This is a genomic window from Pantoea sp. CTOTU46764 (genome assembly GCF_031974595.1).
Classification (GTDB): Bacteria; Pseudomonadota; Gammaproteobacteria; order Enterobacterales; family Enterobacteriaceae; genus Pantoea; species Pantoea trifolii.
Map to the genome: position 1 here is coordinate 39,273 of NZ_DALYOQ010000003.1, position 16,935 is coordinate 56,207.

16 protein-coding genes are annotated in these 16,935 nt (G+C 57.9%); 5 read left to right on the top strand and 11 right to left on the bottom strand.

Annotated features, from left to right (window positions below; all coding sequences use genetic code 11):
* Positions 1 to 32: 32 nt before the first annotated feature.
* On the bottom strand, positions 33 to 1,721 hold the full coding sequence (gene ybaL / locus RTM06_RS01965; protein WP_256695829.1) for a YbaL family putative K(+) efflux transporter: 1,689 nt from the start codon (positions 1,719 to 1,721) through the stop codon (positions 33 to 35).
* A 445-nt stretch (positions 1,722 to 2,166) separates the two neighbouring features.
* Between ybaL and ushA the strand changes: the two genes are divergently transcribed.
* Entirely contained in the window at positions 2,167 to 3,921 is a 1,755-nt protein-coding gene (gene ushA, locus RTM06_RS01970; RefSeq protein ID WP_312179582.1) for a bifunctional UDP-sugar hydrolase/5'-nucleotidase UshA, read from the top strand.
* A 53-nt stretch (positions 3,922 to 3,974) separates the two neighbouring features.
* Here ushA and RTM06_RS01975 read toward each other — a convergent pair whose 3' ends face one another.
* Entirely contained in the window at positions 3,975 to 4,406 is a 432-nt protein-coding gene (locus RTM06_RS01975; protein WP_293796627.1) for a multidrug/biocide efflux PACE transporter, read from the bottom strand.
* A 90-nt stretch (positions 4,407 to 4,496) separates the two neighbouring features.
* Between RTM06_RS01975 and RTM06_RS01980 the strand changes: the two genes are divergently transcribed.
* A complete protein-coding gene (locus RTM06_RS01980; RefSeq protein ID WP_256695830.1) occupies positions 4,497 to 5,366 on the top strand; it encodes a LysR family transcriptional regulator in 870 nt (289 codons plus the stop codon).
* Here the strand turns inward: RTM06_RS01980 and ybaK are convergent.
* The 4 genes from ybaK to copA all read right to left on the bottom strand — a co-directional run bounded on the left by ybaK (position 5,363) and on the right by copA (position 9,501).
* Positions 5,363 to 5,842, bottom strand: coding sequence for a Cys-tRNA(Pro)/Cys-tRNA(Cys) deacylase YbaK (ybaK, locus tag RTM06_RS01985; RefSeq protein ID WP_256695831.1), 480 nt, complete (start codon positions 5,840 to 5,842; stop codon positions 5,363 to 5,365). The genes RTM06_RS01980 and ybaK overlap by 4 nt on opposite strands.
* A gap of 29 nt (positions 5,843 to 5,871) precedes the next feature.
* Positions 5,872 to 6,048 carry a hypothetical protein gene (locus RTM06_RS01990; RefSeq protein WP_258144720.1) on the bottom strand — a complete coding sequence of 59 codons (177 nt, stop codon included), beginning with the start codon at positions 6,046 to 6,048 and terminating at the stop codon, positions 5,872 to 5,874.
* Positions 6,049 to 6,112: 64 nt separating this feature from the next.
* Positions 6,113 to 6,913 (bottom strand): TraB/GumN family protein, encoded by an 801-nt coding sequence (locus RTM06_RS01995; protein WP_312179589.1) that lies wholly within the window; start codon positions 6,911 to 6,913, stop codon positions 6,113 to 6,115.
* A 68-nt stretch (positions 6,914 to 6,981) separates the two neighbouring features.
* Positions 6,982 to 9,501: a copper-exporting P-type ATPase CopA gene (copA, locus tag RTM06_RS02000; protein WP_312179590.1), complete on the bottom strand. Its 2,520-nt coding sequence runs from the start codon at positions 9,499 to 9,501 to the stop codon at positions 6,982 to 6,984.
* 95 nt (positions 9,502 to 9,596) lie between these two features.
* Here copA and cueR point away from each other — a divergent pair, with 95 nt between their 5' ends.
* On the top strand, positions 9,597 to 10,013 hold the full coding sequence (cueR, locus tag RTM06_RS02005; protein ID WP_110865662.1) for a Cu(I)-responsive transcriptional regulator: 417 nt from the start codon (positions 9,597 to 9,599) through the stop codon (positions 10,011 to 10,013).
* On the opposite strand, the gene RTM06_RS02010 is transcribed toward cueR, so the two are convergent.
* The 5 genes from RTM06_RS02010 to tesA form a co-directional block, all read right to left on the bottom strand.
* The gene (locus RTM06_RS02010; RefSeq protein WP_008103840.1) at positions 9,989 to 10,450 is read right to left on the bottom strand and encodes an NfeD family protein; all 462 of its coding nucleotides are present in this window, start codon (positions 10,448 to 10,450) and stop codon (positions 9,989 to 9,991) included. The two genes, cueR and RTM06_RS02010, sit on opposite strands and share 25 nt — an antisense overlap.
* Positions 10,447 to 11,361 carry an SPFH domain-containing protein gene (locus tag RTM06_RS02015; RefSeq protein WP_312179593.1) on the bottom strand — a complete coding sequence of 305 codons (915 nt, stop codon included), beginning with the start codon at positions 11,359 to 11,361 and terminating at the stop codon, positions 10,447 to 10,449. The genes RTM06_RS02010 and RTM06_RS02015 overlap by 4 nt, the downstream gene beginning before the upstream one ends.
* Positions 11,362 to 11,424: 63 nt before the next feature.
* A complete protein-coding gene (locus RTM06_RS02020; RefSeq protein WP_008103837.1) occupies positions 11,425 to 12,279 on the bottom strand; it encodes a co-chaperone YbbN in 855 nt (284 codons plus the stop codon).
* A gap of 79 nt (positions 12,280 to 12,358) precedes the next feature.
* Positions 12,359 to 13,132: an SDR family oxidoreductase gene (locus tag RTM06_RS02025; RefSeq protein ID WP_061717430.1), complete on the bottom strand. Its 774-nt coding sequence runs from the start codon at positions 13,130 to 13,132 to the stop codon at positions 12,359 to 12,361.
* 31 nt (positions 13,133 to 13,163) lie between these two features.
* Entirely contained in the window at positions 13,164 to 13,790 is a 627-nt protein-coding gene (gene tesA / locus RTM06_RS02030) for a multifunctional acyl-CoA thioesterase I/protease I/lysophospholipase L1 (protein WP_176971305.1), read from the bottom strand.
* Between tesA and ybbA the strand changes: the two genes are divergently transcribed.
* Positions 13,758 to 14,444 (top strand): putative ABC transporter ATP-binding protein YbbA, encoded by a 687-nt coding sequence (gene ybbA / locus RTM06_RS02035; protein ID WP_008103831.1) that lies wholly within the window; start codon positions 13,758 to 13,760, stop codon positions 14,442 to 14,444. The genes tesA and ybbA overlap by 33 nt on opposite strands.
* The gene (gene ybbP, locus RTM06_RS02040) at positions 14,441 to 16,855 is read left to right on the top strand and encodes a putative ABC transporter permease subunit YbbP (RefSeq protein WP_312179599.1); all 2,415 of its coding nucleotides are present in this window, start codon (positions 14,441 to 14,443) and stop codon (positions 16,853 to 16,855) included. The genes ybbA and ybbP overlap by 4 nt, the downstream gene beginning before the upstream one ends.
* The last annotated feature ends 80 nt before the right edge of the window (positions 16,856 to 16,935 follow it).

Sequence of the window (16,935 nt, forward strand, 5' to 3'; positions counted from 1 at the left end):
TTCATGGCGACCTTCTCAATGACCGCACTCACTTAAATCGGGCACTCACGCACAATCGGGTTCTGCGCAATCTCCTCTTCCAGCACATGCAACATGCTGTTGGCAATCTCACGCTCGCCCATCACCACGCGATTTGCGCCGCGCTCCATAATGTAGGTCACTTCGTCGTCATAATGCGCACGCGCAATAATCTCAATATCCGGGCGCTTCTCGCGCGCCGCCGTCACTACTTCACCGGCTTCGTAACCATTTGGAATAGTCAGCAGCAGCCAGCGGGCGCAGTCGAGGCGCGCTAATTCCATGGTATCAACGCGTGCTGCATTGCCCAGCACGGCTTTGATTCCCTGCTCGCGTAGTGCTTCAACGCGCGGGCGCGAGTTCTCCACCACCACCAGCGGTACATCCGCTTCCATCAGCTTTTGCCCCAGCAGGCTGCCGACGCGACCATAACCAACCAGCACCGCGTGATTGCAGATATCCACCGGAATCTGTTTCTCTTCTTCGATCGCTTCTTCCAGCGTCTGCTCTTCGATGGTCTCGGTTTTGTCGAGGTAGCGTTCCAGCATGCTAAACAGAATCGGATTAAGCATGATGGAGAGAATCGCCGCCGCCAGCACCAGATTGCGGCCTTCTTCGCTCAGCATGCCAAGCGAGATGCCGAGACCGGCCAGAATAAAGGCGAATTCACCAATCTGCGCCAGGCTCACCGAAATGGTCATCGCGGTACGACGTGAATGGCCAAGCAGCGTTACCAGTAGCCAGGCGGCGATGGATTTACCCAGTACGATAATCGCCAGCGCGCCCAATACAGCCAGCGGCTGCTCAATCAGGATCATCGGGTCAAACAGCATGCCGACGGATACAAAGAACAGTACCGCGAACGCATCGCGCAGCGGCAAGGTATCGTGCGCCGCGCGGTGGCTGAGTTCGGATTCGTTCAGCACCATGCCAGCAAAGAAAGCGCCGAGGGCGAAGGAGACATCAAAGAATTCAACGGCGCCAAAGGCGATACCGAGCGCCAGCGCTAACACCGCAAGGGTAAACAGCTCACGCGATCCGGTCGCGGCACTTTTTGCCAGAATCCACGGCACCACGCGACGGCCCACCACCATCATCAGCACCATAAAGGCGACGACTTTACCGATGGTCAGCAGCAGATCCCACAGCAGCAGCGTTGGGCTAGCGTTGCCTTGTTCCAGCATGCCCGCAATCGCTGGCAGCAGCACCAGCGTTAGCACCATCACCAAATCTTCCACAATCAACCAGCCAATGGCGATTTGCCCGCGCTGGCTATCAATCAGCTGACGCTCTTCCAGCGCGCGCAGCAGCACCACAGTACTGGCGGTGGAAAGACACAGACCAAATACCAGACCGGTCATCCACGACCAGCCCATCGTCCAGGAAAGTCCCATTCCCAGCAGCGTGGCCACGGCGATTTGCGCGATGGCGCCAGGAATGGCGATGGACTTTACCGACATCAAATCCTTCAGCGAGAAGTGCAAACCGACACCAAACATCAGCAGAATAACGCCGAGTTCAGCCAGTTCTGGAGCAAGGTTGGTATCCGCGACAAAGCCTGGCGTGAAAGGGCCGGCCAATACGCCAGCTAATAGATAACCAACCAGCGGTGAGATGCGCAGGCGGTTTGCCAGCATACCAAGGAGAAATGCGAGGACCAGCCCCCCGACAATGGTAGTGATCAACGGTGTGGTGTGATGCATGCCTGTCTCCTTGTGTGCAAATGTATCCGCTTGTAACAACCTAGTGTAATGCACAATCACTGACCGCGTTTAAACATTTGAGCGGTAAAAACGCACTAAAATGAAAAAATGAGACTAAAACGCAGCTGAAGCTCCATTTTCGTCAGTTATCTCACTATATCGGCTGGAAATACGCAGAATGAAGAGTGGCGCGGAAAAATAGTTGCGACGGGAAACTGGCTTCGCAGCAGGTGTTGTTGCGGTTAAAGCGGTCCTAAGTCGATAAAGTCGCCGCCAGGCGTAGAATTGGGTTATCCAATGAAGCGCCTGACGGTTATGCAGCTTGTTTGATTGATGCTTTGCCAGTTTCATCTTGAGTTAGCCAGTCATCTGTGCGAAACAGAAGGGCGATAACGCACATTAAGTCCACCGCTAAGTGGAAAAACGCAGAATAAGGAGATCGGCTTTGTTTTTATCACCGCGAAAGGGGCGCTGGCTGGCGCTGACAGTGTTACTGCTGCCGATGCTGGCGCAGGCGTGGCAAACGGATCGCAGTTATCGTTTTAGTATTCTGCATACCAACGATCATCACGGTCGCTACTGGACAAACGCGCAGGGCGAATATGGCCTTGCCGCGCAGAAAACTCTGATGGATCAACAGCGCTACGATGTGCAGGCCAAAGGCGGCGGCGCGCTGATCCTGTCGGCAGGCGATGTGAACACCGGTGTACCCGAGTCAGACATGCTGGATGCTGAACCCGATATTCGCGGCATGAACCTGGTGGGTTATGACGCCATGGCGCTGGGCAATCACGAATTCGACAAACCACTTAGCGTGCTGCAAAAGCAGCAGAAGTGGGCCAAATTCCCTTTCCTTTCGGCCAACATCTATCAAAAAGGCACCGACACACGCTTATTCAAGCCGTGGGCGACCTTTAACCGCATGGGGCTGAAGATTGCGGTGATCGGCCTGGCCACCACCGACACGCTACGTATCGCCAATCCAGAAAATATTGCGACCATTGATATTCGCGATCCGGTGAAAGAGACCGAGAAAGCGGTGGCGGAATTACGCGCCAGCGAAAAGCCTGACGTGATCATCGCGCTGACGCACATGGGCCATTACGACGACGGCCAGCATGGCAGCAATGCGCCGGGTGACGTGGAGCTGGCGCGCAGCCTGCCGCCGGGCACCATCAACGTGATCATTGGTGGCCATTCACAGGATGCGGTGTGCATGGAGAAAGAGAACGTCAGCGTAAAAGATTATCAGCCGGGCCAGCCTTGCCAGCCGGATCGTCAAAACGGTGTGTGGATCATGCAGGCGAAAGAGTGGGGCAAATTTGTTGGACGCGGCGACTTCACCTTCCGCAATGGCGAGCTGACGCTGGAGAATTACCAGCTAATCCCGGTTAACCTCAAGCACAAAGTGAAGAATCTTGATGGCAGCGAATCCTGGCTCACCTGGCAGGAAGAGATCCCGCCGAACAGCGCGATGATGAAGCTGTTAACGCCTTTCCAGCTGCGTGCTGGCAAGCAGCTGGATGTTAAAGTCGGCAGCAGCGATGGCGTGTTTGTTGGCGAGCGCGACAAAGTACGCTTCGAGCAGACCAATCTTGGGCAGCTGATTTTGCGCGCGCAAATGGCGGCGACCAAAGCGGACTTTGCGGTGATGAGCGGCGGCGGCATTCGTACGTCGCTGGCGCAGGGCAATCTCAGCTGGCGCGATTTGCTGCAGGTGCAGCCTTTCGGCAATCAGGTGGTCTCGGTTACGCTGAGCGGCAATGAGCTGCTGAGTTATCTGGCGACGGTAGCCAATATCAAAGTGGATTCCGGCGGCTTCGCGCAGTTCAGCAACATCAGTCTGGTGGCGGATGGCAAAGGCGTCAGCGACGTGAAGATCAACGGCGAACCGCTGCAAAAGGATAAAACCTACCGCATGGCGACCAACAGTTTTAACGCCAGCGGCGGCGACGGCTATCCGAATATTGAAACTCATGCTGGTTTCAGCAACAGCGGGCAGCGCGATGCGGATGTGCTGCGTGACTACGTCAGTCAGCATTCACCTTTAAAAGTGAGTGACTATCAACCGAGCGGGATTGTGCATCTGACGGCGGCACAAATTGAAGAGCGCAACAAAGCGCAGGAGAAGCAACGCAAGCCAAGCTATCCACAAATGATTCTGGCATGGATCTGGCCGCGCGCTGCACAGCAACATTGAACTCTGCGCACGTAGGGTCGCCATTCATGGCGACCTCTTTCGAAATGAGCGCCTCAAGCCTGACAGGATTTCTGCGTCACCCAACGGTGGCGCAACTTATCCCACATCCAGTTGTAAACCATGGTGTAGGGCAGGAAGAACAGGAAGAACGCCACTTCCAGCACAAAGGCTTCCAGCAACGAAATATTCAGCATCCAGGCGGCAATCGGCAAGCCAATCAGGATAAACCCGCCTTCAAAGCCCAGCGCATGCATCGCGCGCAAACCGAATCCGCGTTTAACCTGCGGCGGCCAGATGCGATCAAAACCGCTGTTATAGATCATGTTCCACAGCATGGCGACGGTCGACAGCATAATCGCCAGCGCGCCCATCTGAAACAGCGGTTTCTCCATGATCCAGGCAGCCAGCGGTGCAACAGTGATAAGTGCCAACCCCTCAAAGCCTGCGGCATGATAAAAACGTTCTTTCAGCGAACGGGTACGCATATAAACCTCCTTATTGGTGACAACACGCATTTTCGCACTGTGTGATGCTAAGATAAAATGATCACCTATCGATAAAAGCGATGGTTCACCATGAAGTATTCCCCAGAATCCCTTGAGGCATTTGTGCAAACCGTGGCCAGCGGATCCTTTTCAGCGGCAGCGCGTGCGTTGGGCAAAAGCCAGTCCACCATCAGTAGCGCGATCGCGAATCTGGAAGATGATCTCGGTTTCACGTTGTTTGATCGCAGCGGCCGTCAGCCGGTACTGACTGAGCAAGGTCAACGTGCGCTAGCGCAGGTGCAGCAGATTTTGGCAGCGAGCCAGCGGCTGGATGAGCTGGCAGTGCGCTTGTCGCAGGGTGTTGAGCCGCGTCTCAGCATGGCGATTTCCGATTTTTGGCAGGCCGATCACCATGAAAATCTCCTCAACCGGTTCGAGGCTCGTTACCCAGATATCGAATTCGAGTGCATGATTGCCGAGGATGCTGATGCGTTGGATCTGATACAAGCCGGACGCGTGCATCTTGGTGTGGTGCGTGCGCAGCCGCAACTGCCGCCGGATTTGGCAGTGGCGCGCTTGCAGGTTGGCGCGCAGATGGCGATCTATCTGCATCAGAACCATGCTTTTTCCCAGCTGGATCAGGTCAGTGAAGGGCAGTTGGGCGAGCTACGGCATCTGCGGCTTAATACCTGGGTACAAAACCACGATCCGCTGCCAGCGGGACGCGTGTGGGCCGCTCCGTCTTACTTACTTTTACTTGAGATGGCGGAGCAGGGTTTTGGCTGGAGTATATTGCCGCGCTGGCTGGTGGAGCAGTTTGGGCATCAGGTGCTAAAGGAGTTGCCGGTGCCGGGCTGGCCGCAGCGTATTGCGGTTGATGTGGTGTGGTCGCGACGTAATCCGCCGGGACCGGCTGGGCGCTGGATGATCGATCAACTTTGCGCTCAGCAGCCCGATTAATCGCGCCGCGCGATGTCGGCCAGCGGCGCGTCCAGCAGGCGAGACAAATCGTGTGCTGCCAACTCCAGATCCAAGCCGCGTTTGCCGCCGGAGATAAAGATGGTGGCAAATTCGGCAGCTTGCTGATCGATCACCGTTGGCAGACGTTTTTTCTGTCCTAACGGGCTGATGCCGCCCACCAGATAACCGGTCACGCGCTGTGCCAGCTGCGGATCGGCCATATCCGCTTTCTTCGCGCCCAGCGCTTTGGCGACCTTTTTGAGATCCAGCTGGGTTGAGACCGGCGTCACCGCAACCGCCAGCGCTTTGGCATCGCCGTTGAGCGACACCAGCAAGGTTTTGAACACCTGACGTGCATCAAGATTCAGCTTACGTACCGCTTCGTCGCCAAAATTGGTTTCATGGCTATCGTGGTCGTACGGATGCAGGGTAAAGGTGACTTTTTGTTTTTCCAGAAGTTTTACCGCGGGCGTCATGATCGGTCCTTGTTAGGAAAATTCTTATTTCAGTTTTGATGGAAAAACAGTGGCGAAATTCTGAACTTTGCGCGAGAATTGGCCCGCGCCAGCAAGAGATTGTTGGTGATAACCAAAATCATAAACAAATTCCTCTTTGACGGGCCAATATCATTATTGGCCTTCTTTTTTTGTATTTTGAGCACATCTGGAATGTAGGTCGCCATTAATGGCGACCCTACGGATGTTTGGTGCGTTTTTGTAGAGGCGCCATTTATGGCGACCAAGACGTTAACCCCTAAGCAAATCCGGCAAATTATCATCGCCATACAGGTGCAGCGCACCCACCGCCACCACATAACGTCCTTTCGGTAACGCCAGCAGCAACTCGCGCCAGTGCTGATTGCGCTTACGCATCAGCGTGTCGTTCAGCTCGCTGCTAAAGGTGGTCGGCAGCGCCACCGGTTGCTGCGTCGGCGGCGCGTCCAGCCACCAGCTGATCATGGTTTGCAGCAGGCGCGCATTGGTGTGCCAGTGTTCCAGCGTATCCAGCAACAGCGGCAAACCATCCTGCGGCAGCGATTTGAGCAGGGCGATCTGCGTTTCTGGACCTTCCAGCTCGATAATGCGTTTGTTGGCCGCTTTGGCCGCCTGCAACAGCTGATAATCGATACCAAACTGCGGACGCAATCCCAGCCGCTGCGCCTGTTGCGCCTGCAACATCAGTGCGATCTGCCAAAAAGGCAACGTATCGAACAGGCCGATCGACAGCGAAACCTCATCGCACAACGCGTGCAATCGTTGCAGCGTCTCGTCATCCAGCCGAGTCGCCAGCGGCGGGCATTGATCATCTTCGCTAAATGGCGATCCGCCTTGGGTGATATCGGCTTCGACAATTAACGCGTCGGCTTTATGCAGCTGACGCAATAGCCCGGCAGGCAGCGGCTGCATATCGCGCGTGCCCATGTGAATGCTGCCCGCCAGATGCAAACGACGATCGCCCAGCTGAATATCCATCGCCGGCCAGCTGTAACTGGCCGGAAAAAGGGTCGCGATCCGTTGTTGGATGCTGTGCCACAGACCGTGTCTCATTCCCTGTCCTTTTTAAGGCAAAAAACCATGCTAGCGATTTCATCTCATGAAAAACAGGGCTGGAATGGCTATTGCCGTTGCGCCGGCTTGAAGCGCAACAAACGGTTGGCGTTGCTCACCACGGTAATGGATGACAGCGCCATCGCCGCGCCCGCGACAATCGGGCTCAGCAGCATGCCGGTAAATGGATAGAGCACGCCCGCCGCAATCGGAATCCCCAGGCTGTTGTAAATAAAGGCACCCAACAGGTTTTGCCGCATATTGCGCAGCGTGGCGCTAGAAATCGACAGCGCATCGGCGACGCAGTGCAGATCGTTACGCATCAGCGTCATGGCGGCGGTTTCTACCGCCACATCGCTGCCGCCCCCCATCGCAATGCCGACATCGGCTTGCGCCAGTGCGGGCGCATCATTGATGCCGTCGCCGACCATCACCACTTTGCGGCCTTGCTGCTGAAGCTGCGTAATCGCCTGCGCTTTGCCATCCGGCAACACGCCGGCAATCACTTCATCAATACCGGCTTCGGCGGCAATCGCCTGCGCGGTTTTTTGGTGATCGCCGGTCAGCATCATCAGACGATAACCTTGCTGATGCAGACGCTGCAGCGCCGCTTTGCTCTCGGGACGCAAGCTGTCTCGCAGCGCGATCAATCCCAGTAGCTGCTGATTATCGGCCAGCAGCACCGGCGTTGCACCTTGTGCCGCGAAGCGTTCGATGTCGGCCTGCGCGGCGCGATAATCAATCTGCTGCCCATCCAGCAGCGCCTGATTTCCCAGCAGTAGCGTTCTGTCGGCCACTGTAGCGCTGATGCCTTTGCCGCGTATTGTACGAAATTGCTTAACCGCTTCGGCGTTCACCGCGGGCGCAGCATCGAGAATGGCTTTAGCCAGCGGATGGCTGGAGCCTTGCTCCATCTGCGCCGCCGCGCTGAGCACCTGCTCGCGATTCCAGTCGCTATATAGCACGACATCGCTAACCTGCGGCGTGCCGCGCGTCAGGGTGCCGGTTTTATCGAACACGATAGTATCGACTTCGCTGGCCCGCTGCAGCGCATCGGCGCCACGCACCAGCACGCCCAGCTCTGCGGCGCGCCCGACGCCCGCAATCACCGACATCGGCGTGGCTAAACCCAAAGCGCAAGGGCAGGCGATGATCAGCACCGTGGTGACAATTACCAGCGTGTAAGCCAGTTGCGGCTGCGGACCCGCCAGATACCAAATAACCCCGCTCAGCAGCGCAATCGCCACCACCACCGGCACAAATACCGCGGAGATGCGATCCGCCAGCCGGCCAATATCCGGTTTGCTGCTTTGCGCCTGGCGCACCAGATTGATGATGCGCGCCAGCGTGGTGTGGCTGCCGGTGGCGCGCGCCACAAAGTGCAGCGTGCCGTCTTGCACCAGCGTACCAGCAAAGATTTTGTCGCCCGGCTGTTTGGCCTGCGGCACCGCTTCACCGGTCAGCATCGCTTCATCCAGCCAGGCTTCGCCGCTGGCAACGTTACCGTCCACCGGTACGCGATCGCCGGTGACCAGTTTCAGCGTCATGCCGGACTGAACCTCGCTAAGTGGCAGCAGCGTTTCACCCTGATCGCTGATGACCCGCGCCTGCGCCGGGGTTAAATCCAGCAGACGTTCCAGCGCCTTCGAGGCGCGCTGGCGTGCGCGCTGCTCCAGCGCGTGGCCGAGATTGATCAGGCCAACGATCATCACGCTGGCTTCGAAATAGAGATGACGCGCCTGATGCGGGAAGAATTCGGGCCACAGGGCGACGCTCATCGAGTAGAGCCACGCCGCGCCGGTTCCCAGCGCCACCAGCGTGTCCATGGTGGCGGTGCCGTGACGCAAACTGCGCCACGCGCTGCGGTAGAAGTGGCCGCCGGCCATCTCCATCACCAGCAAGGTGATGATGCCAAGCGTGCGCCACAGCGTTTGGTTATCTGCGCTCAGCATCATGTTGTCGCCGAGCATGCCCCAAATCATCATCGGCACGCCGAGCAGCAATGCCAGCGCCGATTGCCAGCTAAAGCGGCGCATGGCGTGCTGCGCGCTGACCTGCTGGCGTTCGCGCCGGGTTTGTTCGTCATCGATCACTTCGGCGGAATAACCGGCTTGATCGACAGCGTTCACCAACGCTTCAGCGCTTGCATCGCCCAATATTAGCGCGCTGCGCTCACCGAGATTGACGCGTGCCTGACTGACGCCCGACACCTTTTGCAGCGCCTGTTCCACGCGACTCACACAGCTGGCGCAGCTCATGCCGCCAATCAGTAAGTGATGCACAGGAAGATCGGCTTCAGTGGAGGGTACCGGTTGCGACTCCGTTGTCAGCGCCTCCGGCGGCGGCTCTGTAGCTGTCAACGGATCAGGCTTTGGGCTGGTTGCGCCGTCTTTCAGCACCGCGTGATAGCCGGCTTGTTCAACCGTCGCGATCAGATCGCTGGCGCTCGCCGCACCGGTGACGCGCGCTTCTTGCTGCGTGACGTCGGCCTGTTCAACATCGCTGCGCTGCTCCAGCGCTTCTTTAACGCGTTTAACACAGTGGCCGCAGGACAAGCCATCCAGCGCCAGCAGTTGGGTGTGTGACATGGTTAACTCCTCAGGTAATGATTTTGACTGCATGCAAAAATTGCATTAGAACTAAAGCCTAAACCTTCCCCTGAATGGAAGGTCAAGGGGGAAAAATGAACATCAGCGATGTGGCAAAAAAAACCGGACTCACCAGCAAAGCGATTCGCTTCTACGAAGAGAAGGGCGTAGTGACGCCGCCCTCGCGCAGTGACAATGGTTATCGTCATTACGCAGCGCACCATATTGATGAGCTGAATCTGCTGCGTCAGGCGCGTCAGGTGGGATTTACGCTGGAAGAGTGCCGTGAACTGGTGACGCTGTTCAACGATCCCGCGCGGCACAGCGCCGATGTGAAAGCGCGCACCTTGCAGAAAGCCGACGAGATTGCTGCGCACATTGAAGAGTTACATGCGATGCGCGCGCGCTTGCTGGAGCTGGCGGAGGCTTGCCCGGGCGATGACAGCGCCGAGTGCCCGATCATCAATCACCTGGCCGGTTGCTGCCATCACGCCGATGGAAAGCGCGGCTGAATCATCAGTGTGATGCCGACCACGCCGGTGACAATCACTGGCGTGCCCGCAGGCAGATCGCTATCCGCCTGCACGCGCCAGCTACTGTCGCCGATGCGCACGTGACCAAGTCCATTTTTCAGCGCGTTATCCAGCGTCAGCTGCATCCCCATTAACTGATTGCCGCGCTGGTTAAGCGTGTTAGCGACCTGCGACGATTCGCGATAGCGCATCCAGCGATGCCAGAAAAACGCGCTGAGCAGCGTCATCACCGCAAACACAATGCCCTGGCTGGTCCATGAAATGGGAAACAACCATTCGATCAGCGCCACCGCGACGGCGGCCAAGCCACTCCACAGCAGATAACCGCTGGTTCCGAGCATTTCGGCGGCCAGCAGCAGGCCGCCCAACGTCAGCCAGAACCAGTGTGGATGCGCAATCAGCTCCATCAGGATCATGGTCGGCGCTCCGTCCGGCTCTCCTTCAGCAACTCACTGATACCGGCAATTGAACCGAGCAGGCTGCTGGCGTCCAGCGGCATCATCACCACTTTGCTGTTGTTGGCTTCGCCAATTTTTTGCAGCGCGTCGGTGTATTTCTGCGCCACGAAGTAGTTCACCGCCTGAATATCACCGGCGGCTATCGCTTCGGAAACCATGCGCGTCGCCGTGGCTTCGGCTTCCGCCTGACGCTCACGGGCTTCGGCTTGCAGGAAGGCGGAGGTGCGTTCACCTTCGGCTTTGAGGATCTGCGACTGCTTGTCGCCTTCGGCGCGCAAAATCGCCGCCTGGCGTACGCCTTCGGCGGCAAGGATGTCGGCGCGCTTAGTACGTTCCGCCTTCATCTGCGCATTCATCGCGGCGATCAATTCCTGCGGCGGGCGCACATCGCGGATTTCAATACGGGTGATTTTCACGCCCCACGGATTGGTGGCTTCATCGACGATATGCAGCAGACGCGTGTTGATGTTGTCGCGCTGCGACAGCATCTCATCCAGCTCCATGCTGCCGAGCACGGTGCGGATGTTGGTCATGGTCAGATTGAGGATCGAGAGTTCAAGATTGCTGACTTCATAGGCGGCGCGCGCCGGATCGACAACCTGGATAAAGCACACTGCATCAATAGTGACGTTGGCGTTGTCTTTAGAGATGATTTCCTGGGAAGGGATGTCGAGTACCTGTTCCATCATATTGATTTTGCGACCAATACGATCCATGAACGGTACAAGCAGATTGAGGCCGGGCGCCAGCGTTTTGGTATAACGGCCAAAGCGTTCTACCGTCCACTGATAGCCCTGTGGAACAATTTTTACACCGGCCCACACGGTAACGAGTGCGAGCACAATGATGACGGGAATGACCGTTAACATATAACCTCCTGGCTGTCAGATTGTCGGGCCGAGTCGTTCGGCCCGTTTAACGCGCGGTACCGATCAGTACAGCAGCGAGTAAAGCTGGCGGCGATAGCGCGTGGCGAGGGTGTCGCCGGTGCCGAGTGCGGCCAAAATCTCCTGGAACATTTTACGCACCTGGCCGTCACCGACGCTGAGATCGCTTTTCAGGAAGCTGAACAACAACTCCAGCGCTTCCTCATTGCGGCCAACCTGATGCAGCTGTAACGACAGTTTAGCAGCCAGCTCAGCATTGGTTGGATCGCTGGCTAACTGCTCCTGCAACAGCTGAATTTCTGGTGTGTCGGCGGCCTGCTTTAACAGGTCGATTTGCGAAACCAGGCTTTGATAGCGCGTGTCCTGATCCTGCAACGGCACCGCATCCAGCACGGTTTCTGCTTCGTCGCTGCGGTTCAGGGTGATCAGCACTTCCGCCAGCAGGAAACCAATTTCGCTGTTTTTGTTGCTCAGCTGCCAGGCGTCTTTCAGCAGCGGCAGCGCTTCCAGCGGTTTGCCTTCGTGCATCAATTGCATCGCCTGCTGCGCTTTAACCTCTTCTTCACGCGGCAACACTTTTTGCAGCAGGGCGCGAATCGCCTCTTCCGGCTGCGGTCCCTGGAAGCCGTCCACCGGCTGACCGTTCTGGAACAGGTAAACGGTTGGAATGGAGCGCAGGCCAAACTGCGATGCCACCATCTGCTCTTTATCGCAATCCAGCTTCGCCAAAATAAACTGACCCGCATACTCCTGCGCCAGGCGATCCAGCACCGGCGTCAGTTCCAGACAGTGCTGGCTGCGTTCGGACCAGAAGTAGAACAGCACCGGCAGCTGCATCGACTGTTCTAAGGTCTGCTGCAGATTGGATTCGTTGATGTCGATAATCAAAGCGTGTGACATGAATACGTCTCTTGTCAGAAAGTGTGTTGAGGATATGGGGGCAAGCTGCCCCGGTTCAAGTTTGATTCTGCGTTGCAGCTTAGTTGCTGCGCAAAATGCGATCCAGTATCCAACCTGGCAACAGACGTTTAAGCAGACTCATCGCCCAGGCGACCAGCGTGACCGGATAGCGCAGACGCGGATGTTTGCTCTCTAACGCGTGGCGCAGCTTCGGCAGAATCGCTTCTGGCGGCAGGGTAAAACGCGCGGCGATGCCCGGATTGCGCACCGGTTTATCCTGCTGGCCCTGATGCACGTTATCGGTGAATCGAGTGCTAATCGGGCCTGGCTCAATCAGGCTGACGCGCACGCCTGAGTCGCGCACTTCGAGACGCAGCGCATCGCTCCAGGCTTCCAGCGCCCATTTGCTGGCGGCATAAGCGCCGCGACCCGGCGTAGAGATCAGTCCCAGCACCGAGCTGGTATTGACGATGCGTCCGTTGCCGCTGGCTTGCAGCGCAGGCAGCAGGCGCATGGTCAGTTGATGAGTGCCAAACAGGTTGGTGGAAAACTGCTTTTCTAACTGCTGACGCGACACGCTGCTGAGCGGCCCATATTGACCAAAACCGCCGTTGTTAAACAGCGCGTGCAGGCGATGATCGGTGAGTTCCAGCACGCGGTCGGCGGCGGCATCGACGCTGGCAGCATCATCCAGATCCAGCTGCACGCCAATAAATCCCAGCGCTTCCATGCGCGCCACATCGTCGGCGCGGCGACAGGCGGCCAGCACGCGATAGCCGCGCGATAAAAGGTCATTCGCGGCGACCAAACCAATGCCGCTTGAGCAGCCGGTGATGAGAATTGTTCTTTGCATTTTTTTACCCGTTAAAAATCACACGTCTGCATTAATCATGCTTTACTAACGGAGCCAGTTCGGTCGCCATCAGGTTGGCGATAAACGGCTGTGCATCCGGATTGGGGTGAATTCCATCCTGCTGCATCCACTCCGGCTTCAGGTAGACCTGCTCCATAAAGAAGGGCACCAGAGGAATGTCGTACTGCTGTGCCAGGCGCGGATAGATCGCGCTAAACGCCTCCGTATAACGACGTCCATAATTGGCCGGTAGACGAATCTGCATCAGCAGCGGCTGCGCCTTAGCGGCTTTCACTTCGTCGATCACTTTGGTGAGATCGGCGGCGATATTCTGCGGCGGGAAACCACGCAGGCCATCGTTACCGCCCAATTCGATTAACACCCAGCGGGGTTGATGCTGTTTTAATAGGCCCGGTAAACGCGCCAGCCCCTGTCCTGCGGTATCTCCGCTGATGCTGGCGTTCACCACTTTGGGCTGCTGTTGCCACTCTTTATTCAGCAGGCTCGGCCAGGCCGCCGTGGCCGACATGCGATACCCGGCGCTCAGGCTGTCGCCCAATACCAGCAAGGTATCGGCGGCGGCGAGTCGGGACACCAGCAGAAGCAATAACAACAGGAAGGGATAATGCCAGCGGAAAACATTGTTGCAGTTCATCATCTTACTAAGTCCGTCGGTCAGGGAGAGCATCAGCTGACCATCCTTACCGGAGTTGAGCTGGTTGTCAAACCAGCTGAGACAATCGCCCTGATTGGCGAGTCCGGCTCTGGAAAATCCACGCTGCTGGGCATTCTGGCCGGACTGGATGACGGCAGCAGCGGCGAAGTGCATCTGCTTGGCCAGCCGCTGCACAGCATGAATGAAGAGCAGCGAGCGGCGTTGCGCGCACGCGAAGTCGGCTTTGTATTTCAATCATTTATGCTGGTGCCGACGCTGAACGCGCTGGAAAACGTGCAACTTCCGGCGCTGTTGCGTGGCGACAGCGATCGCGAAAGCCGTGCGCAATCGGTGGAGTTGCTTACTTTATTGGGCTTGAAAGATCGTCTGCATCATCTGCCGGCCCAACTTTCTGGCGGCGAGCAGCAGCGTGTGGCGCTGGCGCGTGCCTTTAGCGGCCGTCCCGGCCTGCTGTTTGCCGATGAACCTACCGGCAACCTCGACCGTAAAACCGGCGATCGCATCGCCGATCTGCTGTTCTCCCTCAACCGCGATTTTGCCACCACGCTGATTCTGGTGACGCACGACGAACAACTGGCGGCGCGCTGCGACCGCCGCTTACGGCTGCGTGACGGCAAGTTGTGGGAGGAGTCATGATTTGGCGCTGGTTCTGGCGCGAGTGGCGTTCGCCCTCGCTGCTGATTGTCTGGATGGCGCTCACTTTAGCCGTGGCCTGCGTGCTGGCGCTGGGCTCGATCAGCGACCGTATGGAAAAAGGCTTAAGCCAGCAGAGCCGCGACTTTATGGCGGGCGATCGCACGCTGCGCACCACTTCACCCGCGCCTGAGGCGTGGCTGAACAAAGCGCGTGACGAAGGGTTGTCGGTCAGCAGTCAGCTGCACTTTATGACCATGACGTTTGCGCAAGAGACGCCGCAGCTGGCGGACGTGAAAGCGGTGGATGATGCCTATCCGATGTTTGGCACGCTGCAAACCGATCCGCCAGGCTTGCGTCCACAAGCGGGCACGGTGTTGGCCGCGCCGCGTTTACTGGCGCTACTGAATCTGAAAGTGGGCGATAGCGTGGATGTCGGCGACACCACGCTGCGCATTGCCGGTGAAGTGATTCAGGAGCCGGATGGCGGCTTCAATCCATTCCAGACCGCGCCGCGTCTGCTGATGAATCTGGCTGACGTGGAGAAAACCGGCGCGGTGCAGCCGGGTAGTCGTCTGAGCTGGCGCTATAAATTCTCTGGCGACCCGGCACCGCTGGCGCGCTATGACAGCTGGATCGAACCACAGCTAAAAGCCGATCAGCGCTGGATCAGCGTCGATAACTCGGAAGATGCGCTGGGTCGCTCGATGCAGCGCGCGCAGCAATTTTTACTGCTCTCGGCCTTGCTGACGCTGATGCTGGCGATTGCTGCGGTGGCGGTGGCGATGAGTCATTACTGCCGCAGCCGCTACGATTTGGTGGCGGTGCTGAAAACCCTGGGCGCAACCCGTAAGGCGCTGCAGCGGCTGATTATCGGCCAGTGGCTGGCGGTGCTGCTACTGGCGGCGATTGTCGGAAGCGCGTTGGGGCAGGGCATTGAAATGATTCTGCTGCTGATGCTGAAGCCGGTGCTGCCGGGCGCGCTGCCTGCGGCGAGTTTCTGGCCGTGGCTGTGGGCGATTGGCGCGATGTTTGTGATTTCGCTGCTGGTGGGTTTGCGTCCGTATCGCCTGCTGATGGCGACGCAACCACTGCGCGTACTGCGCCGGGATGCGGTGGCGAACGTTTGGCCGCTGCGCATCTATCTACCTGCGATGGCGCTGGTGGTGATTGGCTTGCTGGCGCTGCTGATGGGCGGCAGCAAAATGCTGTGGGCGCTGCTGGCGGGCGTGGTGATGCTGGCGCTGCTGCTGGCGTTACTCGGCTGGGGCACCTTGCTGCTGCTGCGTCGGTTGGTGGTACGCAATCTGGCACTGCGGCTGGCGATTAACCGTCTGCTGCGTCAACCGGCAATGACGCTCAGCCAGCTGGCAGCGTTTTCGCTGTCATTTATGCTGCTGGCGCTGCTGCTGGTGATGCGCGGCGATCTGCTGGATCGCTGGCAACAGCAACTGCCGCCGGATAGCCCGAACTATTTCCTGCTGAACATCACCAAAGAGCAGGTGCCGCAGGTGCGCGACTTCCTGAGCGAGCATCAGCTTAAACCGGAAACCTTCTACCCGATTGTGCGTGCGCGCCTAACCGAACTGAACGGTAAAGAGGCCGATCCCAAGCTGGATAATGCGCTAAATCGCGAACTCAATCTGACGTGGCAAGCAGAGCGTCCGGATCACAATCCGCTGATTTCCGGTAACTGGCCGCCGCAGGCCGGTGAAGTGTCGATGGAAGTGGAGCTGGCGGATCGTCTGGGCGTGAAGCTCGGCGATACCTTAACCTTCAGCGGCGACACCCAGCAGTTCAGCGCCAAAATCACCAGCTTGCGTAAGGTAGATTGGGAAAGTCTGCGGCCGAATTTCTTCTTTATCTTCCCGCCGGGCGCGCTTGATCAACAGCCACAAACCTGGCTGACCAGCTTCCGCATGGCGAGCAATCCTGCGCTGCTGGCACAACTTAATCGCGCATTCCCGACGCTGAGCCTGCTGGATATCGGCAGCATGATGCGCCAGATCGGTCAGGTGCTGACGCAGGTGAGTCAGGCGCTGGAAGTGATGGTGGTGCTGGTCACGGTGTGTGGCGTGCTGCTGCTGCTGGCGCAGATTCAGGTCGGCATGCGTCAGCGTCGGCAGGAGTTGGTGGTCTATCGCACGCTCGGTGCCAGCAAGCGCCTGCTGCGCGGTACGTTGTGGTGCGAGTTTGCGCTGCTGGGCGTGGTGTCGGGGATTGCGGCAGCGCTGGGCGCGGAAGCGGCGCTGTGGGGCTTGCAGCGCAAGATCTTCGATTTCCCGTGGCAGCCAGACTGGACGCTGTGGATCGCCTTGCCGATCGGCGGCGCGCTGCTGCTCTCGCTGTGCGGTGCCTGGCTGGGAATTCGTTTATTAAAACAGAAGGCGCTGTTTAGAAGCTTTAATGCCTAAATTGTCGATGGTGGCGTAACCAGGTGCGCATAAATGCGCACCCGAAACACCTGTAGGGTCGCCATTCATGGCGACCTGGC